At 64.4% G+C, this 18,872-nt stretch carries 19 protein-coding genes and 1 pseudogene; 3 read left to right on the top strand and 17 right to left on the bottom strand.

Features of this window, described 5'->3' with window-relative positions; translation table 11 throughout:
- Positions 1 to 42 precede the first annotated feature (42 nt).
- The 6 genes from IPG63_16680 to IPG63_16705 form a co-directional block, all read right to left on the bottom strand.
- Positions 43 to 921, bottom strand: a complete 879-nt coding sequence (locus IPG63_16680) for a MucB/RseB C-terminal domain-containing protein (GenBank protein ID MBK6728827.1) — start codon at positions 919 to 921, stop codon at positions 43 to 45.
- Position 922: 1 nt separating this feature from the next.
- On the bottom strand, positions 923 to 1,537 hold the full coding sequence (locus IPG63_16685) for a sigma-E factor negative regulatory protein (protein MBK6728828.1): 615 nt from the start codon (positions 1,535 to 1,537) through the stop codon (positions 923 to 925).
- Positions 1,534 to 2,136, bottom strand: coding sequence for an RNA polymerase sigma factor RpoE (gene rpoE, locus IPG63_16690; protein MBK6728829.1), 603 nt, complete (start codon positions 2,134 to 2,136; stop codon positions 1,534 to 1,536). Before rpoE ends, IPG63_16685 begins: the two co-directional genes overlap by 4 nt.
- A 148-nt stretch (positions 2,137 to 2,284) precedes the next feature.
- A complete protein-coding gene (locus IPG63_16695; protein MBK6728830.1) occupies positions 2,285 to 3,739 on the bottom strand; it encodes an EAL domain-containing protein in 1,455 nt (484 codons plus the stop codon).
- A 166-nt stretch (positions 3,740 to 3,905) separates the two neighbouring features.
- Complete coding sequence (locus IPG63_16700) at positions 3,906 to 4,874, bottom strand: PAS domain S-box protein (GenBank protein ID MBK6728831.1); 969 nt, start codon at positions 4,872 to 4,874, stop codon at positions 3,906 to 3,908.
- Between the two features lie 7 nt (positions 4,875 to 4,881).
- Positions 4,882 to 5,391: a hypothetical protein gene (locus IPG63_16705; protein MBK6728832.1), complete on the bottom strand. Its 510-nt coding sequence runs from the start codon at positions 5,389 to 5,391 to the stop codon at positions 4,882 to 4,884.
- A 93-nt stretch (positions 5,392 to 5,484) separates the two neighbouring features.
- Here IPG63_16705 and IPG63_16710 point away from each other — a divergent pair.
- Positions 5,485 to 7,519 (top strand): annotated as a pseudogene (locus IPG63_16710) (enoyl-CoA hydratase/isomerase family protein).
- Between the two features lie 64 nt (positions 7,520 to 7,583).
- On the opposite strand, the gene rplS reads toward IPG63_16710, so the two are convergent.
- The 11 genes from rplS to IPG63_16765 all read right to left on the bottom strand — a co-directional run bounded on the left by rplS (position 7,584) and on the right by IPG63_16765 (position 17,607).
- Positions 7,584 to 7,943, bottom strand: a complete 360-nt coding sequence (gene rplS / locus IPG63_16715; protein ID MBK6728833.1) for a 50S ribosomal protein L19 — start codon at positions 7,941 to 7,943, stop codon at positions 7,584 to 7,586.
- A 46-nt stretch (positions 7,944 to 7,989) separates the two neighbouring features.
- Complete coding sequence (gene trmD, locus IPG63_16720; GenBank protein MBK6728834.1) at positions 7,990 to 8,742, bottom strand: tRNA (guanosine(37)-N1)-methyltransferase TrmD; 753 nt, start codon at positions 8,740 to 8,742, stop codon at positions 7,990 to 7,992.
- Positions 8,743 to 8,755: 13 nt separating this feature from the next.
- Complete coding sequence (rimM, locus tag IPG63_16725; protein MBK6728835.1) at positions 8,756 to 9,259, bottom strand: ribosome maturation factor RimM; 504 nt, start codon at positions 9,257 to 9,259, stop codon at positions 8,756 to 8,758.
- Between the two features lie 8 nt (positions 9,260 to 9,267).
- A complete protein-coding gene (gene rpsP, locus IPG63_16730; GenBank protein MBK6728836.1) occupies positions 9,268 to 9,519 on the bottom strand; it encodes a 30S ribosomal protein S16 in 252 nt (83 codons plus the stop codon).
- Positions 9,520 to 9,702: 183 nt separating this feature from the next.
- The gene (locus IPG63_16735; protein ID MBK6728837.1) at positions 9,703 to 10,884 is read right to left on the bottom strand and encodes a DUF4340 domain-containing protein; all 1,182 of its coding nucleotides are present in this window, start codon (positions 10,882 to 10,884) and stop codon (positions 9,703 to 9,705) included.
- A 13-nt stretch (positions 10,885 to 10,897) separates the two neighbouring features.
- Positions 10,898 to 12,760 (bottom strand): Gldg family protein, encoded by a 1,863-nt coding sequence (locus IPG63_16740; GenBank protein ID MBK6728838.1) that lies wholly within the window; start codon positions 12,758 to 12,760, stop codon positions 10,898 to 10,900.
- A 12-nt stretch (positions 12,761 to 12,772) separates the two neighbouring features.
- Entirely contained in the window at positions 12,773 to 13,510 is a 738-nt protein-coding gene (locus IPG63_16745) for an ABC transporter permease subunit (protein MBK6728839.1), read from the bottom strand.
- Entirely contained in the window at positions 13,507 to 14,439 is a 933-nt protein-coding gene (locus IPG63_16750) for an ATP-binding cassette domain-containing protein (GenBank protein ID MBK6728840.1), read from the bottom strand. Before IPG63_16750 ends, IPG63_16745 begins: the two co-directional genes overlap by 4 nt.
- 160 nt (positions 14,440 to 14,599) lie before the next feature.
- Positions 14,600 to 15,652 carry a hypothetical protein gene (locus IPG63_16755; GenBank protein ID MBK6728841.1) on the bottom strand — a complete coding sequence of 351 codons (1,053 nt, stop codon included), beginning with the start codon at positions 15,650 to 15,652 and terminating at the stop codon, positions 14,600 to 14,602.
- Positions 15,653 to 15,739: 87 nt separating this feature from the next.
- Positions 15,740 to 16,381: a response regulator transcription factor gene (locus IPG63_16760; GenBank protein MBK6728842.1), complete on the bottom strand. Its 642-nt coding sequence runs from the start codon at positions 16,379 to 16,381 to the stop codon at positions 15,740 to 15,742.
- A complete protein-coding gene (locus tag IPG63_16765) occupies positions 16,378 to 17,607 on the bottom strand; it encodes a sensor histidine kinase (GenBank protein ID MBK6728843.1) in 1,230 nt (409 codons plus the stop codon). Before IPG63_16765 ends, IPG63_16760 begins: the two co-directional genes overlap by 4 nt.
- 121 nt (positions 17,608 to 17,728) lie before the next feature.
- Here IPG63_16765 and IPG63_16770 point away from each other — a divergent pair, with 121 nt between their 5' ends.
- Positions 17,729 to 18,334, top strand: a complete 606-nt coding sequence (locus tag IPG63_16770; GenBank protein MBK6728844.1) for a GNAT family N-acetyltransferase — start codon at positions 17,729 to 17,731, stop codon at positions 18,332 to 18,334.
- A 10-nt stretch (positions 18,335 to 18,344) separates the two neighbouring features.
- On the top strand, positions 18,345 to 18,851 hold the full coding sequence (locus IPG63_16775) for a hypothetical protein (GenBank protein MBK6728845.1): 507 nt from the start codon (positions 18,345 to 18,347) through the stop codon (positions 18,849 to 18,851).
- Positions 18,852 to 18,872 lie beyond the last annotated feature (21 nt).

The following is an 18,872-nucleotide window of genomic DNA, read 5'->3' on the forward strand; positions in this document are numbered from 1 at the left end:
TCCTTCACTGGGTTCATCGCCGGCACAGATGCGGCCGGCTGCTCAATCGTTCAATGCCTGCGCCGCGCGATTGGCGAGATCGACCGCGGTCGCGAGCGGTACTTCGCCAATCACCACTGCGCGCTGTTGCCCAAGTTGCCTTGACGCCAGATGGGTCGCGCCACGGCGCAGGGTGGTTAGTCGATCCAGCGACTCGCTGCGCGGCTCCAAGTAGAGCGTGATCATCGCAAGACCGTCGCTCAGCATCAGGCTGCGCCGCCCGTCGACGCTGCGCTCGGCGACCCACTGGAACCCGGCCGGCAACGCCACCGGGAGATTGCCGGGAGTTTCAGCCGCCGGCACCGATGCCACCGCGTCCGCTTGCTGCCGGGCGTCGACCACCAGGGAGGTGAACATGACCTGTTGCAGCGTCTCCCGGCGCGGCCCGATCAGCGCGACACCCATCAGCAGGCCGTTGTCTGGATTGATCCACAGCCGCTGCGAGTGGCGCAGCGTATCGCGCGCCACCGCGTCGACAATGCGCGCGTTGAATCCGGCAATGCGTTCCTCGGCGACGTCGTCGAGCCGGTAGCTGGCGCCGACACGCGCGGAATCGAACGCCGGCGAAGCGAATACTGACGCTGGCAAGCGCTGCGCGCGACCGGGGGATTCGATACGTACCTCGCGCGCATCGCGGAACAGGGCGCGCGGCATGCCGCTGAGCGTGGCCAACTGCTCGTAGCCGCCGCTGCCGGGTCGATGCGTCACACGAGCCGCATCGAATCGTCCATCGTGCATGAACACGACCTCGCCCTCAAACGAACGCGTCGCCTGCGCCCGCTGCGCCGCGGCGAGCAGCGCGAGCGCATCGCCAGCCCGCAACGGCGACGCCGCTACGGCAGCCAGCACCAAACACAACCATTGCAGCCACTGCTTGATCATTTCAGCGCGACGAAGATCCGGAGGAAACCTGATCGCCACCTTCACGCGTGGCCGGCATCGCCACTACCGGCACATAGGAAACGATACCGAGCGCACCGGCGCTACCGCTGGTCAAGCCATGGTCAAGAAAGTAGCCGTCGAATTCGCTGCCGAGCTGCGGCGGCGCCAGCAGATAGCTCTGGCGATCCGCGACCGGCGACAGCCGCCAGTTGGGCGTGAGATCGGTGGTGGTGACCGGTGCCACGTGCGCAAGCGTCGCTTCTGCCGGCGGCATCGCCGTCTCCGGCACCAGCGCCGTCTGTCCGAACATCAGTGCGACCGCAGCGACGCTGGCAGCAATCGCGCCACCGGCCAGTCCGCGCCAGAGCTTTCCGGCACGCGGCGCGACGACCGGCGTCGATTCATCCGCCATTGCCTCGCGGACCCGCGCGCACAGGTCCACCGGCGCCAGCGTTCCCTGCTGGCGCAGGCTGTCGCGCAGGCAGTGCCAGCGTTCCCAGGTGGCGGCAAGCTCGGGGTCATTGCCCAGACGCTTGCTCAGGAAGCGCGCGCTGTCCGGGGCCAGTTCGCCGTCCATCAGGGACGACAATTGTTCGCGCACGGTTTCGTCGTTCATACTGCCTCCACTGCTGTCGTGCGGTCGTCAAGCAGCGGCCGCAGGTTCTGGTCAATGGCGTCGCGCGCACGGAAGATTCGCGAACGCACGGTGCCGATCGGGCAATCCATGGCTTGGGCGATTTCCTCGTAGCTGAGCCCATCCACCTCACGCATCGTGATCGCGCGCCGCAACTCTTCAGGTAGCCGCGCAACAGCAGTCGTGACCGCACGTTCGATTTCCTGACGCATGAGCTCGCGTTCCGGCGTGGCCGGGTCGCGCAGCCGCATCGCACTCTCGAACTGCGCGGCGTCGTCGATCTGGATGTCGTCGCCGGGGGGACGGCGACCCATCGCCACCAGGTGGTTCTTGGCGGTATTGGTCGCGATCGTGTACAGCCAGGTGTAGAACGCGCTGTCGCCGCGGAAATTCGCGAGCGCGCGATAAGCGCGCAGGAAGGTGTCCTGGGCGACATCCTGGGCTTCGGCGTGGTTGTGCACATAGCGCGAAATGATCGCGAACACCTTGTGCTGATACTTGCGAACCAGCGGATCGAAGGCATTCTTGTGCCCAGCCTGGACGCGACGGACGAGTTCTAGATCGGCATCAGCCTCGCTCATGCGCGGCGCTCCGGTGTCTGGCTGCGCCGGAATCACTACCGCGAGCGGCAGGATTCCTGCGGATTTGTGGAGCAGAGACAGGCTGGCTGGCATCGCAGGGTCCAGGAGTGAGGATTCTGGTGCGTAGACCACCGGCGCACGACAAAGTTCATGTGAGTTCCGCTGCTTCGACCGGGCCACCCTCAATCAGGCGCTGACGCTCCGCCATCAGGTTCTCGAACGAACTGGCCGGCAGCGGACGGCAGAACAGGTAACCCTGCAGTTCCTCGCAACCGTGCTCGCGCAGGAAGTTCAGGTGTTCTTCGTACTCCACGCCCTCGGCGATGACGCCGCGATTGAGGTGCTGGGCCATGTTGATGGTGGCGCGGACAATGGCCTCGTCGTCCGGATCGACGCCAATGTTGCGCACAAAGGTCTGGTCGATCTTGATGCGGTCGGCCGGGAAGCGCTTGATGTAGTCGAGCGAACTCTGGCCAGTGCCGAAGTCGTCGATCGCGATTGAGCAACCCATGTCGCGCAATCCTTGCAGGGTCTCGATCAGATTGGGAATGGTCTTGACGTTTATGCTCTCGGTCACTTCCAGTTCGAGGTGATTCGGGTCCAGCCCGGTTTCAGTCACCACCCGTTGCACCACTTCGACCAGGTTCGGCTGGCGCAGTTGCAGGGCCGACAGGTTCACCGAGATGCGCAACGGCACCCCGAACTTGTCGTGCCAGCGCTTGGTGTCTGCGCAGGCGGTGCGCAGCATCCACTCGCCGATCGGGATGATCAGCCCATTGTCCTCGGCCAGCGGGATGAAGAAGCCCGGGGAAATCATGCCGAGCTCCGGGTGCTCCCAGCGGATCAGCGCCTCCATGCCGATGATGTCCTCGGTCTGGGCATTGACCTGCGGCTGGTAGTAGGCGCGCAGCTCGTTGTTGCGCTCGGCGACGCGCAGCTTGGTCTCCAACGACAGGCGCTGCTGGTGCGACTCCTCGGGCACTGCAACGTAGGCCTGGAAGCTGTTGCGACCCATGCCCTTGACGTTGTACATGGCGATGTCGGCATGCTTGAGCATCTTCTCGGCGGTGGTCGCATCATCCGGATAGAAGCTGATGCCGATTGACGAGGTGATGTGCAGCTCGCGGCCATCGCCGAGCGTGAGCGGGGTTTCCAGCACGCGACAGATCTTGTCGGCGATGCGCAGAACATCATCGCGCTGCACGATGTGGCGCAGGATCAGGGTGAACTCGTCTCCGGCGTAGCGGGCCACGGTGTCGCTGCCGCGCACGCAGGCGCGCAAGCGCTTGGACACCGCAATCAGCAACTCGTCACCGACGCCGTGACCGAGACTGTCATTCACGGTCTTGAAGCGGTCGAGATCGACGAACAGCACCGCGAAGCACTCACCGGTACGGTGCGCTTCCTTGATCGTGGTCTCCAGGCGGTCATTGAACAGCAAGCGATTCGGCAACCCGGTCAGCGAATCCTGCAAACCCTTGGCGCGGCCGAGCTCATGCGCGCGCTCGATCTCGAGTTCGATGGAGAGCCTCGCTACCACCGAGCGCGCCGCCTGCACCATGCCCGAATCCTCGGCGAGAACATGGCGCCCAGCGCAGACCATGCCACCGACCACGACCTGGCGTTCGTCGCGCAAGGGAATACCGATCAGGGATTCGAAACGATAGGAGTTCGCGATCGCTTCGCCGCCAAGCGCTTTCCAGGCATCGGCATGCACCGCGAAGGCATCGCCATTAACGACCTTACGCAGTGCCGCGTTGCGCAGGTGCTCACCGATCACCGGCGGCAATCCGGGGGCGCTGGAAGCTGACGACCAGATCGCCCTCCTCGCCGATCTCGGCGCGTTGCGCCACCAGATGCAGGAAATCAAACTTGGCCCACTCGATCAGGCGTTGGGTCAACGCCTTGGCCAGACCGTCGCTGCCACGCTGGCTCCACAGCAGGTCGAGGAACTCGCCAAACGGACGCCCCACGGCATCGGGCGGGATCGGGCGCATGGACGTCAGCAGGCGCAGATTCGGACCGATTTGGACCGGGCAAGAAACCGCTTCCACCGGAACGCGACGGCCATCCGCGCGCGGCGTCATCTGGCGCGTGCGCACACTGCCCTGGCGCCGCGCCAGCTGCATCAATTCACGGCGAGCATCACCGCGATGGGTGAGATCCAGTTGATCGATCGTCTGCGCGCGCACCTGGGCCAGACTGAAGCCGGACTGCTTGAGAAAGGCCGGATTGGCGTCCAGCACCAGACCGGTCTCGGGATCGGACACCAGCAACTCGTCGAGGCTGGCGTCGAATGCGAAACGATAGTCTTCGGTGCTCGCACCCGTACCCAGCCCAATCTCGGGCACCGGCATCGCCGCAGGGGTCATCGCCACCAGGATCCGCGCCAAGGCATCTTCCGCATCCACCGGAGAATGCAGCCAGCCACGGATGTTCCTCGGCGTCGCCATCGGCCACAGCACCTTCGGCTCGATCGTGCTGACCAACAGAACCGGCGTCGCTGCCGTGTGCGGGTCATTTTCCAGCTCTGCACAGAAGGCCTTGACCTCTACGTCGTCTTCCGGCACTTCGAGCACGATCAGTTCGATGCCGCTGTCCTGCGCGATTACCGAGCGCGCCTGTGCCGGGTCCTTGGCCGCATAGATGGCCTCGAACTCCTGTCCGTCCATCAGTTCCCAGAGCAGGCGCCGGTCGCCGCGCTCGTTGACGAGAAGAAGTACCGCTCCGTTCGCCATGTTTGCCTCAGGTCACCCAGCGGCCGTCGCGCAATCGCGGCGGGCGCCTTGAATCGATGTCGTGGACGATGCGATGCACCATCGCATCGAGGCCTTCGGGCATGCGCACCTTGGCATCGATGAATACCAACTTGCGCGCATGGCCCTGCTGCCTGGCCAACTGCCTGAGCACGCCCGTCACCGGGGGTCGCAGCAGCTTGGAAAACCCGGTGAACAGATAGACCCCGACGTGCAGGCTATTCTGGATGTGACGCAAGGCTTCATGGAAGCGCTGGCTGCCGGGGACCGCCAATTCGCTCTCGCGCATCGACACCACACCGGCGCCCTCGGACCAGTGATACACGGAATTGCCACTGCGCATCGCGAACTGGCGGAACTGGGCGATGATGTCGTCCACCCGCGGCGACTCGATCACGATCAGGTGCTTGTCGCATCCGGCAATGTCGTCGTACAGCTTCGGCGTCACGAAAAGTGACGTAGCTTCCGACGTGGTGCTGACCCGGGCTTCTGCGCTCATGTGCCAACCATAGCCTCGCGCGGAGCGATTGACCAGACAGAGGCCGCGCCGGGAAGATGGTCGTCCCCTGCCCCGACGACCACGAGGTCCGTAATGTTCGAAGGATTGCGCCCACGCCATTGGAAGCACGAACTCGATGGCGATCGGGTCCTGACCCTGTTTCTGGATCGCGCTGGAGAGTCGGTAAATAGCCTGTCACGGGAGGTCCTGGAGGAACTCGAATGCCTGATCGAACGCATCTGCATCGAGCCGCCGCGGGCGGTCGTTCTGCGTTCGGCAAAACCGGCCGGTTTCATCGCCGGCGCCGACATCCGCGAGTTCCGCAGCTTCGCCGAACGTGGAGAAACGATCGAGGCGATTCGGCGCGGACATCGCGTCTTTGCCAAACTGGCGGCATTGCCACTGCCAACGGTCGCCGCCATCCATGGCCACTGCATGGGCGGCGGACTGGAACTGTCCTTGGCTTGTCGGCACCGCGTCGCCAGCGATGATCCGAAGACGCGACTCGGCGTGCCCGAGGTCAAGCTCGGCATCCAGCCCGGTTGGGGCGGGACCGCGCGCCTGCCCCACCTGGTCGGTGCGCCGGCCGCATTCGACATGATGTTGACCGGACGCGGCCTCAGTGCCAGCAATGCGCGCGCCATCGGCCTGGTCGACCAGGTCTGCGCAGTGGAGGAGTTGGCGGCCAAGGCGAAGCAACTCGCCCTGCGCGGCGCCACGCAACCCGCTGCTCATCGACTCAAGGTCTGGGCAAGCAACCAATGGCTGACACGCCAGATCCTTGCACCACAGATGCGCAAGCAGGTCGCGCGCAAGGCGAATCCCAAGCACTACCCGGCACCGTTCACGATGATTGAATTCTGGCGTCGCCACGGCGGCAGCGTGGTCAGCGGCCTGATGGCCGAACCGCACTCGGTTTCAAGACTCGCCGAAACCCCGACTGCCCGCAATCTGGTACGCATTTTCTTCCTGCAGGAGATGCTCAAAGGCCTCGGCGGCGGTACCGACCACGGCATCCGTCATGTGCATGTGATCGGTGCCGGGGTGATGGGCGGCGATATTGCTGCCTGGTGCGCTTTGCAGGGCTTCAGCGTCAGCCTGCAGGACCGCGAGATGAAGTACATCGAGCCGGCATTGAAGCGCGCGGAGGAGTTGTTTGCGAAGAAGCTCAAGACCGAGGACCGCATCGCACCGGTGCGCGCACGCCTGGTCGCCGATGTCGATTCGACCAAGGTGCCGGAAGCCGACCTGGTCATCGAAGCGATCTTCGAGAATCTGGACGCCAAGCGCGCCTGTATGCGAGTCTCGAAGCGCGCATGAAAACCTCGGCCATCCTCGCGTCGAACACGTCGAGCATCCCGCTGACCGAGTTGCGCAGCCAACTCGCGCAGCCGCACAGGTTCGTCGGACTGCACTACTTCAACCCGGTGGCAATGATGCCGCTGGTCGAGATCGTCCGACACGATGGCCTCGACCCGACCATCGCCGCCCGCATCGCCGCGTTCGCGAAGGCGATCGACAAACTGCCGGTGCCGGTCGCGACCTCGCCCGGTTTTCTGGTCAACCGCGTGCTGTTCCCCTACCTGCTCGAGGCCGCGACGCTCTACGCGGAAGGCGTGCCGGGCCCCGTCATCGATCGCGCAGCCAAGACGTTCGGGATGCCGATGGGGCCGATCGAACTGATGGACACGGTCGGACTGGACGTCGCGACCGGTGTCGCCAAGGTGCTATGTCCGTTCCTCGGGATTTCGATCCCGGAAAGACTGCAGTCGATGATCGCCGCGGGCAAGCGCGGCAAGAAGGACGGCGAAGGCTTCTATGTCTGGCGGGACGGACGCGCCCAGAAACCGGAAGTCGCCAGCGGCTATCGCGCCCCCGAGGATATCGAAGACCGCATGATCCTGGCCTTCCTGAACGAGGCGGTGGCCTGCTGGCACGAGCGCGTGGTGGACGACGCCGAGCAACTCGACGCCGGCATCATCTTCGGCACCGGCTTCGCGCCGTTCCGGGCGGTCCGATCCAGCACATCCGCGATAGCGGTGCGGCGGTGCTGAAGCCACGGCTGGAAGCGCTTGCCATCCGCTACGGCGATCGATTCCGGCCGAAGCCGGGATGGGAAACGCTGTAGTCGAGCACCACGGGAAACGAAGAAGCCGCGCGACGCGCGGCTTCTTCGTATCTGCGGGACTGGATCAGCCCGAGATGCTCTGCGACAGGTCCTCGCGAATACGCGCGGCCTTGCCTTCCAGATCACGCAGGTAGTAGAGCTTGGCGCGACGCACCGCACCGCGGCGCTTGACCTGCACCGAGTCGATGATCGGGCTGTGGGTCTGGAAGACGCGCTCGACGCCGGTGCCGTGCGAGATCTTGCGCACGGTGAAGGACGAGTTCAGGCCGGCATTCGCGATCGCGATCACGACGCCTTCATAGGCCTGCACGCGTTCGCGGTTGCCTTCCTTGACCTTGACGTTGACGACGACGCTGTCGCCCGGACCGAAGGCCGGAAGCGTGCGGGTGATTTGCGACTGTTCAAATTGCTGCAGCAAGTTCATGACATCACCTTATGGAAATCCGTATTGCTCAGTTTCGGCTGTCCGATCATCCTGACCGGCCTGCGCCACGCTCGGCGAAATACTCCTGCCGAAACTCCTCAAGCAGCTTCCTCGCTGCCTTGTCCAGATCGCATCGCGCCAACAGGTCGGGGCGACGCAACCACGTTCTGCCGAGGGACTGTTTCAGTCGCCAGCGCCTGATCAGCGCGTGGTTCCCGGACAACAACACCTCGGGTACATCCTGCCCTGCGTCGCACACCGGCCGCGTGTAATGCGGACAGTCCAGCAATCCGTGGGAGAACGAATCCTCCTGCGCAGAAGCGGCATCACCGAGCGCGCCCTCCTGCAGTCGTCCGACCGCATCGATCAGCACCGCAGCGGCCAACTCGCCGCCGGACAGCACATAATCGCCGATCGAAACTTCCTCGTCCACCGCGGTGGCGAGAAAGCGCTCATCGACGCCTTCGTAGCGCCCGCACAGCAAGACCACCCGCCCACTGCGCGCCAATGCTTCCACCCTGCGCTGCGTCAGCCGCGCTCCCTGCGGACTGAGATACAACACCGGCGCCGGCCGTGGGTCCGCCGCCTGCGCTGCGGCCAGACAACGGCGCAGCGGCTCGATCAGCATCACCATCCCGGGGCCACCGCCACAAGGCCGATCATCGACCGTGCGGTGCACGTCCCCGGTGTAGTCGCGCGGATTCCATCCCCGCACGTCGAGCAGGCCACGATCCATCGCGCGCCCCACCACCAACCTTGACCGTGTCGAGCACGAATTCGGGAAACAGGCTGAGCACATCGAAGCGCATCGCCTAGAACTCCGGATCCCAGTCGACGACAATCTCTCCACCCCCCAGATCCACCGACTTCACGAAACGGTCGTGGATGAAGGGCAGCATGCGCTCGCGCTCGCCGCGTACCACCAGCACATCGTTCGCCGCGGTGGCGAACAGATGCGAAACGGTCCCGAGCAGCACGCCTTCCATGGTCTTGACCCTGAGTCCCTCCAGATCGACCCAGTACACCTCTCCCTTGCGGGGCGGCGGCAACTGCGAGCGGTCGATGCGGATTTCGGCTCCGACCCAGCGCAAGGCCTGGTCGCGATCGGCAACGCCCTCCAAGCGGACGACCAGCGATCTTCCCTGCATCCTGCCCTCCACCGGCACCAACACGCTTTCGACACCGTCCAGCGCAACGCGCCAAGGCCGATAGCGCAACAGATTGTCGATGGGATCGGTGTGCGAGAGCAGTTTCACCCACCCCTTCACACCATGCACCCCGACGATGCGGCCAACCGTGATCTGGCGGCCACTCATCGTTGTGCTCAGACTGCCGGCTTGGCGGCCTGTTTCAGCAGATAGGCGACCTTGTCGCTCGGCTGCGCACCCTGGGACACCCAGTGGGCGGCACGCGCGGCGTCGATCTGCAGTTTGACTTCCTTGCCGACTGCGACCGGGTTGTAAAAGCCGATGCGCTCGAGCGAACGACCATCACGGGCGCTGCGGCTGTCCGTCACGACGATGTGATAGAAGGGACGCTTCGGCGCGCCGCCGCGGGAAAGGCGAATCTTGACCATGGCTTGGGGTTCTCTTGCGATCGTTGCCGGTGATCCGGCGGGGTAAACAAAGCGCGCGACTATAGCCACCCGTTCGCAAAAAAGAAAGCCGGAGCCCTTTTCGCTCCACTGCCCTTGCGGGGGAATGACCGCCACGACACGTCGTGCGGGGCGGAACCCAGCCCGAAGGCGAGGAACCTCGACTCAGCCTTTGGGCTTCAACAGATCCTCAAGGCGTTTGTCCATGTTCGCATACTTGTAGGCCGGAAGCACGTAGGCCCAACCCTGTGTGCGGCGATTCAGACTTGCCGCCTCGTCCTCGATCGCCTGACGACGCTCGGCCTGAAACGCCGCCGGATCGGACACCGCCAAGGGCGTCGAAGCGGGTTCCGAAGGCGTTGCCGCGTCCGGGCCGGTCGCCGCCGCATCATCATCCTTGGCCGCCCGCTGATGCTCCGCGACCGCATTCAGCTGGGCGGCCTTGGCCGCAAGATTCGCGCGTGCGCCGTCGATCTCGGCCTTGAACGTGGCGTAACGCTTGCCCGCGGACGCGAAACCGGCGACTTCGACGATCAGGCCATCGAAGGTGTGCACGCGGACCAACAACATCGAAGCAGGGTCCGGCACGACGGCATCGACCCTGGCCACATCGTCGAGCTTCAGCCCTGCGAGTACCGAAGCGATCGCGTTCGGCTCATATTCCGAGAGCAGTTCGCGCCCTGCCGGCATCGGTTCAACCTGATAGTTGTCCGCTTCGGGGGATGTCTTCAACACCGCGAAAACAGAATCGCCACGACGGATCTCGACGCGCATGATGCGGTCCGATCCGATGTCGAGCAGGTCCTTCTGCAACCAGTTCGTGACCAGGCGATCCACCACCAGATTGCCTTTCGCCAGCCAAGTCTGGGCCTCGTCATTACGGCGCACGAAGCTGCCGCCGCCCTGGCTGCTGTAACTGCCGACCACGATCCTGGCCGCGACCTTGCCCTCGATCTCGACGCGCATGCCCTTGGCATCGGCCTTGGTCACATCCTCCAGACCGAGTACCGAATGTCGTTCCGGATTTGCCGTCTTGGCCTCGATCAGGCTGGATTCCGCGAACTGGATCAAGGTCTCTCGCACCTTGGCGATATCCGCAGCGTAACCGTCGCGCTCGAGCACCTGCCAACCTTCCGCGGAGCGCTGCAGCGTCACCGCCGTCTTGTCGCCGGCCTCGACGACGCGTAACAAGGTGACTTCGTTGATCGCCGCTCTCAGCCCCTTGACCAGCGGGCCGCCAGTACCGGCGACCTCGCTACCCGGCGTCCGCGAGGAACTTGCCCAGAGGGCCAGTACCACGGCCACCACCGTACCGACGGCGAGCTTGATCAGCGTTTGTCGTGTCATGGTGTTCTCCCGCTCAGGCCTTGATGCGCTCACGCCTGCGCCACCACAGCACACCGAGTGCGCCGAGCGTGATCAGGAACGGCACCAGGCCGATGTTGATGAGTTTCAGACGACTGCCAAGCGACTCGATATCGGCATCAAGCTGGCGCCTCACCTGGCGCAGCTCCTTGCGAATCCGCAGCTTGTCGGCACGGAATCGTTCCAGTTCCGTCTGCTGCTCGGTGGTCAGGATGGTCGCACTCTCGGCCGCCTTGCCCTGCTGCAACTCGTTCAACTTCTGCTCGGTCGCGGCGAGTTGCTGCTGCAGCTCCTGCTCCTTCTGACGGAAGCGCTGGTCGGCCTGGCGCTTGATCGCCTCGACGGTGGTGAACGGACGCGCCGACGCGGCGCGACCGCGAATTCCGATCAGATCGGCGGAACCGGCCAGGTTGTCGACGATGTTGATGATCAGGTCGCCATTGTTGGCGAATGCGTTCATCAGCTTCTGCCCGAAGAAGCTCTGCACCTGCACCCACAGGCGGTCACTGAGCGCATCGGTGTCGGCGACCAGCACGATGTTGGCCTCGCCCTTGGAGTCTGTGAGATGACCGTCGCCGCTGCGACCCGTGAACGCGGTTTTCAACTTGCCCACCAGCCGACCGGCGATCACGTAGTGCTCCTTGGTCGCCGCGAAACGCTCGTAGAGTTGCTCGGGATCGGGCATGAATTTCATCTGCTCGGCGTCGTACAGCATGGCGTCGCCGCTCGACTGCGCGAATGGGATCAATTTCAACGTAGATCCCTCGACCAGCTTGAACTGGCCGGCAGTCGAGAAGTTGACGGTTTCCAGCTGTGCGGTCGGAATCTCGTCCTGGCTCAGGCTGCCCTTGCCAAGACCGAGGATCGCAAGATGACGCGTCGGTGGCGCATTTGGCTGCGTCTGCACCGGCAGCGCATTGGCCGCGTCAAGCACCACCTTGCCCGGGTCGTAGTCGATACCCCAGGCCTTGAACAGCGCCGGCAGATCGGAATCGCGCTTGGCGAACATCGCCGCTTGTGGATTCTCCGGGTCGTTGCCGGAGTCGTCACGCTCCGCATAGGGATCAACGAATGCAACCAGACGCCCGCCGCGCAGCACGAACTGGTCGATGGCGTACTGCAACTCCTCGCTGAAGCCCTTGGGATGGACCAGCAGCAGCGTGCCGATCTCATCATCGATTCGGGTAGTTGCCGCCGGATTGAGCTGGCGCACATCGAACAGGTCGCCGAGTTCCTGGTAGAAAGCCCAGCCATCGCGCATCTGGCGCGTCGCCGGATCGAAACCAGGCGCGATGTTCAGCGTCGAGATCACGCCGACCACCGGCTTCTTGCCGACCGCCAGGCTGTGCACCAGCTTGGCGATGTCGTACTCCAGGAACACCTCTTTGTCCGGCTGGAAGAACGGAATCACGCTCTGGCCGTCGGTGCTGTTGGTGCCGGCCAGACCGAAGAACACCGACTCGCCCGCCGGGCCGACTGGCAGCGCCTGCAGCCCGAAACCCGAGGCACGATCCTCGTCTTCGGAAAACGGCAGCGGGTCGATCACCGAGAGGTGAAGCTTGCCCCCGCTCTTCGCCGCCATTTCCTCCAGCAATTCACGCACGCGCACCGAGTAGTTGCGCAGCAACGGGATGTCCTGGGTGCCGCGGTCGGAATAGAACAGATACAGATTGATCGGTTCGTCGATGTCGGAGAGGATGTTGCGGGTGCCCTGCGACAGCGTGTACAGGCGGTTTCCGGTCAGGTCGATGCGCGCACCGCGCAGCACCACGTTGCCGATCACCAGCACTGCGACCAGCAGCACGCCGAGCAGCACCAGCGAGCCGCCGGTCAGGGTACGTCGATTCAGTGGGAACATGGCTCGGCCTCCTCAGTCGGCTTTCTTGAGGTCGATGACGATGGTCGTGGCATACAGCCAGAAGCCGATCATCAGTGCGAAATAGAACAGGTCGCGCAAATCGAGCACACCCTTGCTGATCGCGTTGAAATGGGTCAGGAACGACAACCCGGAGATCGCATCGATCACGCCCTGCGGCAAGTTCAGGCCGCGGAAGAAGTCGAGCACCAGCGGGAAGCCGGACAGCAGCAGCAGGAAACAGGCGACCACGGTCAGGATGAACGCGATCACCTGGTTGCGCGTCATCGCCGACAGGCAGGAACCGACCGCGAGAAATGCGCCGGCCATGAGCAACGAACCCAGGTAGCTGGCGACTATCACGCCGTTATCGGGATCTCCCAGATAGTTGACAGTGATCCAGATCGGAAAGGTCAGCGCCAGGGCGATGCCGACAAAGGCCCAGGCGGCGAGGAACTTGCCGAGCACGGCCTGGCCCATGGTCACGGGCAGCGTCAGCAGCAACTCGATGCTGCCGGACTTGCGCTCCTCGGCCCACAGCCGCATCGCGACCGCCGGGATCAGGAACAGGTACAACCACGGGTGAAAGCCGAAAAACGGCTGCAGGTCGGCCTGGCCGCGTTCGTAGAAGCCGCCCATGTAGAAGGTGAATGCTCCCGACAGCAGCAGGAAGATGACGATGAACACGTACGCGACCGGTGTCGCAAAATAGCTCGCGAGTTCGCGCCGGAACAGGATACGGATCGGGTTCATGCTGCCTCCGTTGCCGGCGTGGTGATCTGGCGGAATACTTCGTCGAGACGGCCCTGTTCGAGCGCAATCTCGCGCACCTGGATGGCGTTGGCACGCAAGGCCTCGACGACACTGGCGAAGATCGCCTTGCCCTTGCGCGGAAAGGCAGTCAGGCGCAGGTCCTGGGCGTCGATCTCGACCGCCGCGACATCACCGATGCGGACCAGGACATCGCGCACTGCGGCGGCGTTGTCGGCGGTCAGCGAAACCGCCTGATGGAAGCGCGAACGTGCTTCGAGCGCGGCCGGCGTGTCGTCGGCCAGCACCTTGCCGCGCGCGATGATGATGGCGCGGTTGCACACCGCATGGACCTCTTCGAGGATATGCGTGGACACGATGATGGTCTTGTCCTTGGCCATCGCCTGGATCAGGGCGCGCACCTCGTGCTTCTGGTTCGGGTCGAGTCCGTCGGTCGGTTCATCGAGGATCAGCACCTTGGGATCGTGCAGGATCGCCTGCGCCAGACCGACGCGGCGCTTGAAGCCCTTGGACAGGGTATCGATCGACTGCTGCACCACGCCCTGCAGGCTCAGGCGACCGATGGCATCGTCGAGCTGCCGGCGCCGCGCGCTGCCATCGAGCCCGCGAATGTCGGCGACGAATTCGAGGAAGGCGCGCACGCTCATCTCGCCATAACTCGGTGCGCCTTCGGGCAGGTAGCCGACCAGTCGCTTTGCCGCCAGCGCCGAGTCGATCACGTCGTAACCGCAAATGCTGGCGCTGCCGGCGCTCGGCGTCAGGAATCCGGCCAGCATCTTCATGGTCGTGGACTTGCCGGCGCCGTTCGGCCCGAGGAAGCCGAGCACTTGTCCGGGCTGGACAGAAAAACTGATGCCATCCACGGCGACGAGATCGCCGTAGCGTTTGCCGAGGTCTCTGGTTTCGATCATGGTCGCGACTCGCGCTGGTGGAACCGGGAACAGCGCCGCGGACAGGGGGCAGGCGCCGGGATTTTCAAACCGTGCTGGGTGCGCGCTGCGGAAGAAAAGTTCCCGCACAAACGACTCGCCCCGGACAAACCGGGGCGAGAGGTGCGCAGCAGCTGCCGGACTACTTGATCAGCGGCAGGAACACATTGGTCATCGGATAGCCGGTGGCTGGATCGTCGCCCACCCACTCGTCGTACTGGCCGGAACCGTCCCAGGGATAGACGTGGCCGTGGGTCATCGCGTACGCCTTGAGCGCCTCGCGCGGGCCGCGCGGCACCCCAATGGCGAGACGGTCACCGACGAACTGCAACTTGAGCGCCTTGCCGGCATAGGTCTTGCCGATGCGCACGTTGTTCTTGACCGCGATGCTGTCGGAGTCGACCGGATAAGCCATGCTGAAGTCGTTGAACTCCTCACCGAGCACATTGACCACGCGCAGCTTCGGGCCGGTCGCGGTGATGTTGCTCGACTTCATGAAGTCCTCGACCTGCTTCCAGGCCTTGTCCATCTCGATCTGGGCCTCTTCCCACTTGCGCGGTGCCGCCGGAATGCCGCCACCCACATAAAGAATGCTCTGCCCGGCGAGATCGACCTCTTCCACCAGCATTTGGCTGTAGTCCACCTTGGGCACGGTGGCCAGGTTGGTGGCCAGGCGCGCCAGCGCGATTTCGAGATCCTCGCCGATGCGGCCGTCCAGATAGAGACCGGCGTATCGCCCGATCACGTTCCAGCCATATTCGACGTCGAACTCGGCAACGATACTGACGGCGCGGGTCTTCGGGTCCTGCCTGAAGTGGAACACCAGTTCCTTGTTGGTACCGAGCCAGTCGTTGTCGACCGCGAAACGGATCTTGCCAGTCTCCTCAAGCGAGCTCTCGATCAACTGCAGCGAGCCATTGCCGACGCGGTCTTCGGCGCTTTCATAGTCGAGCCGCGCACCGACCCCGAAGGTCTCGCCGCTGACCGTCTGCTTCATCTCCGGATCGACATGGAGCCACGGATTCCACTGCGTGAAGTTGTGGAAACCGTTGAGGTTGTCATGCACCTGGGTGATCGGGTTGCCAACCTCGACCGTGCGGGTGATGCGGGCGTCCTTGCCGAAGAACAGGCCAAGCACGACAAAGAACAGCGCGGCAAAGATGACCGCCAGGACAATTTCGACGATTCGCAACATGGGCAGGGGCTTCTTTCCGGGGGCGCAAAAGGTGGGCGATGTTACTGGCTTCGGCCGCTGCTTTGCTACCGGCGGCTGCGAAAACCGTCACACGATACCGATCTCGAAGGCCTTGAGCACGGCCCGCGTGCGATCGCGCACGCCGAGCTTGGACAGGATGTTGGAGACATGATTCTTCACCGTGCCCTCGGCCACGCCTAGCGAATTGGCGATTTCCTTGTTGCTGTAACCGCCAGCCATGAGCCGCAGGATCTCGGTCTCGCGCTCGGTCAGCGGGTCGGGCTGATCCAGGCTGGCGAACTGGTTGTGCATGTGCTCGAGGCCGGCCAGCAAACGCTGGGTGACCGCCGGCTTGACCAGCGAGCCGCCGCCGGCAACGGTCTTGACCGCGTCCACCAACTGCTCCAAGGTCACGTCCTTGAGCAGGTACCCGCGTGCGCCCGCCTTGAGCCCGGCGAGCACCAACTGGTCGTCGTCGAAGGTGGTGAGAATGATCGTCGGTGGCAGTTGGCTGCGCGCCGTCAACGTCTTCAGTACGTCGAGCCCGGAGAGGTTCGGCATGCGCATGTCGAGCAGCACGACATCGGGCTTCAGACGCGGAATGATCTCGATCGCCTGGGCACCGTCGGCGGCCTCGGCGACCACGCGAATCGAATCGGACAGCTCAAGCAAGCTGCGCACGCCCTGGCGCACCAGAGTCTGGTCATCAACGAGTACGACGGAAATCATGGTTTGCTCTCCATTGGCAAGTGGGCCGCGAGCCGGAAGCCGCGGCCGGGGGCAGTTTCGAATTCCAGTGTTCCGCCGAATTCATTGAGGCGCTCGCGCATGCCGGACAAGCCGTTGCCGACCGCGATTGCCTCGCCGCCAACTCCGTCGTCGCGACTGCGCAGCGTCAGCGTGCCGTCGGTCTCGCGCGCAAAACTCAGCCACAGATGCTCGGCGCGGGCGTGACGGATGGTATTGGTAAGAATCTCCTGGGCGCAGCGCAACAGCACGTGGGCACGCCGCGCGTCTTCCACGCGGAAGTCCTCCGGCAACTCCATGGTCACCTTCGGCGCGGGCACGCCCTCGACCAGCGAGCGCAATGCACCGCCGAGGTCGATTTCGGCCTCGTCGCGCAACTGGCTGACGACTTCGCGCACATCCGAGAGCAGCAGCTTGGCCACCGACTGCGCCTGGCGCACCTTGTCCTTGGCATTGCCCTCGACCAGGTGGCTCGCGACTTCGAGGTTGAGCGTAAGTGCGGTCAGGTGGTGACCGACGAGGTCGTGCAACTCGCGCGCGATGCGCACGCGCTCGGCGATGCGACTGGACTCGGCCAGTAGAGCACGGGTCGCGCGCAACTCCGAGTTGAGCCGGCGCTGTTCCTCGCGCGCGTCGGTCTGGCCGCGCGCGACCATCGAGGTGACGAAGGTGAAGCTCGAGAATCCGAGGTAGAGAAAGCTCTGCAGAACCGCATCGAACCAGCCGTACAAGGGCTCACCGGTCAGGTCGCGAAGCCCCATGAACACCGGCAGCAGGCTCAGGTTCTGCACCACCGCCCAGCCGACCGCTGCGCGCTGCGACAGCAGCCAAGGCAGCACGCCGGCCATCACCGCCAACAGGATCCCGGACAGGCCGCTCTGGCTGAACCAGCTGATCGCGGAGGCCGCCAGCGTCATCACCAGGAGCAGCGGCACGCGTACCGCGCGTCGGCGGACGCGGAACAAGCCTTGTGTCAGCCACCAGTAGGACAGCCCGAAAGCGACGTACGCGAGCCACCACCCGATGAAATTGCGCCATTCGAGCGGACTCAGCTCGAGCAGCGGCGCGTCACTCGTCGATCCGGACAGCCAGCCGACGTCGATCGCGAGCAGCCACGACTCGCGCAACAGCGGCACGCCGACGCAGGCATAGGTGAACAGCCCGCCGTAGCGGAGCCAGCTCACGTGGTCGATGCGGGTCAGCGCCATAGCGCCATGATAGGGCCTCGTCCAGTGCCACAGCACGCCACGAAAGTCATGCCCGCGCGACTGGTCAATGCTTCCCGGTCTGCCATAATCCGCGCCCGCTCCCCTGTCCCGCCGCGACCTCATGACGCTACGTCTGCGCGATGTTCGTGATCACGAACTCGACCAAGTTCTTGCCCTGAACAACAGCGCCGGACCCACCATCCTGCCGATCGATGGCGAAAGCGCGCGCCGGTTTTTCGCGGAGGCGCACTATTTCCGGGTCGCCGAGATCGACGGTCACCTCGCCGGATTCCTGGTCGCGTTGAGTCCCGACGCCGACTACCACAGCCCGAACTTCCACTGGTTCAGACGCGAATACGATGATTTCGTCTACATCGATCGCATCGTCGTCGCCAGCGCCTATCGCCGCCACGGTCTCGGTCGTGTGTTCTACGCCGACGTGCAGAGCTTCGCCGAAGTGCGCAGCCCGCGCCTGTGCTGTGAAGTCCAGCTCGAGCCGCGCGACGACGCCTCAGTGTTGTTTCATGGCACCTATGGCTTCCGCGAAGTCGGCCAACAGGCGCTCGAACCCTACGGTCGCGTGAGTCTTCTGGCCAAGGACCTGTGCAGCTTCCCCTGGGTTCGCGACACCTATGGCAGCAGCGGCCAGAGCCGGCTGCCGTCGATGCCCTGGCTCGCGCAACGCGAGCGCGTGGCGGCGGCGACGCGGGCCGTCAAGCACGGCTGAGCGCTGGTCCATGGGCGAAGTGTTGACCTTGGCCGCGGTCGATCCTGAGCGCCTCGTCGCGCTGCTGCGGCGCTTCGGGCTGGTGTTGAACCGGGTCGATGCCGGAGCGGAGATTCCCGGCAGCTATTGGGGCGAGCCCGAGGCCGGCATCATAGGCATGCACCTGTACGCCCGAGCCGACACGCCGCTGCACTCGCTGTTGCACGAGGCCTGCCACGTCATTTGTGCTCCCCCCGAAAAGCGCGCAGCGCTGCACACCGATGCCAGCAGTTGCCAACTCGAGGAAGACGCGGCCTGCTATCTGCAGATCCTGCTGGGCGACGAACTGCCCGACGTGGGCCGCGACCGTCTCATGGCCGACATGGACCTCTGGGGCTACAGCTTCCGCCTCGGCAGCACGCGCGCGTGGTTCGAGCGTGATGCCGAGGATGCACGCGCCTGGCTGCTTTGCCGCGGCCTGATCGACCCGCTCACGCATGCTGCAACCTCACTTGCCGCCGACCGGCGCGGCCACTAGCCTGCGCCGCCCCCTCTCCCA

The sequence above is a fragment of the Lysobacterales bacterium genome (assembly GCA_016703225.1).
In the GTDB taxonomy this organism is placed as follows: domain Bacteria; phylum Pseudomonadota; class Gammaproteobacteria; order Xanthomonadales; family Ahniellaceae; genus JADKHK01.

Coding starts and splice junctions, on each gene's coding strand:
- trmD (MBK6728834.1), bottom strand. CDS start 8,742: ATGTGCTCAGCCTGTTTCCCGAATTCGTGCTCGACACGGTCAAGGTTG.
- IPG63_16680 (MBK6728827.1), bottom strand. CDS start 921: ATGATCAAGCAGTGGCTGCAATGGTTGTGTTTGGTGCTGGCTGCCGTA.
- IPG63_16705 (MBK6728832.1), bottom strand. CDS start 5,391: ATGAGCGCAGAAGCCCGGGTCAGCACCACGTCGGAAGCTACGTCACTT.
- rimM (MBK6728835.1), bottom strand. CDS start 9,259: ATGAGTGGCCGCCAGATCACGGTTGGCCGCATCGTCGGGGTGCATGGT.
- IPG63_16760 (MBK6728842.1), bottom strand. CDS start 16,381: ATGATTTCCGTCGTACTCGTTGATGACCAGACTCTGGTGCGCCAGGGC.
- IPG63_16765 (MBK6728843.1), bottom strand. CDS start 17,607: ATGGCGCTGACCCGCATCGACCACGTGAGCTGGCTCCGCTACGGCGGG.
- IPG63_16770 (MBK6728844.1), top strand. CDS start 17,729: ATGACGCTACGTCTGCGCGATGTTCGTGATCACGAACTCGACCAAGTT.
- IPG63_16750 (MBK6728840.1), bottom strand. CDS start 14,439: ATGATCGAAACCAGAGACCTCGGCAAACGCTACGGCGATCTCGTCGCC.
- IPG63_16740 (MBK6728838.1), bottom strand. CDS start 12,760: ATGTTCCCACTGAATCGACGTACCCTGACCGGCGGCTCGCTGGTGCTG.
- IPG63_16695 (MBK6728830.1), bottom strand. CDS start 3,739: ATGGTCTGCGCTGGGCGCCATGTTCTCGCCGAGGATTCGGGCATGGTG.
- IPG63_16735 (MBK6728837.1), bottom strand. CDS start 10,884: ATGACACGACAAACGCTGATCAAGCTCGCCGTCGGTACGGTGGTGGCC.
- IPG63_16685 (MBK6728828.1), bottom strand. CDS start 1,537: ATGAACGACGAAACCGTGCGCGAACAATTGTCGTCCCTGATGGACGGC.
- IPG63_16755 (MBK6728841.1), bottom strand. CDS start 15,652: ATGTTGCGAATCGTCGAAATTGTCCTGGCGGTCATCTTTGCCGCGCTG.
- IPG63_16775 (MBK6728845.1), top strand. CDS start 18,345: ATGGGCGAAGTGTTGACCTTGGCCGCGGTCGATCCTGAGCGCCTCGTC.
- IPG63_16745 (MBK6728839.1), bottom strand. CDS start 13,510: ATGAACCCGATCCGTATCCTGTTCCGGCGCGAACTCGCGAGCTATTTT.
- IPG63_16700 (MBK6728831.1), bottom strand. CDS start 4,874: ATGGCGAACGGAGCGGTACTTCTTCTCGTCAACGAGCGCGGCGACCGG.
- rplS (MBK6728833.1), bottom strand. CDS start 7,943: ATGAACTTGCTGCAGCAATTTGAACAGTCGCAAATCACCCGCACGCTT.
- rpsP (MBK6728836.1), bottom strand. CDS start 9,519: ATGGTCAAGATTCGCCTTTCCCGCGGCGGCGCGCCGAAGCGTCCCTTC.
- rpoE (MBK6728829.1), bottom strand. CDS start 2,136: ATGAGCGAGGCTGATGCCGATCTAGAACTCGTCCGTCGCGTCCAGGCT.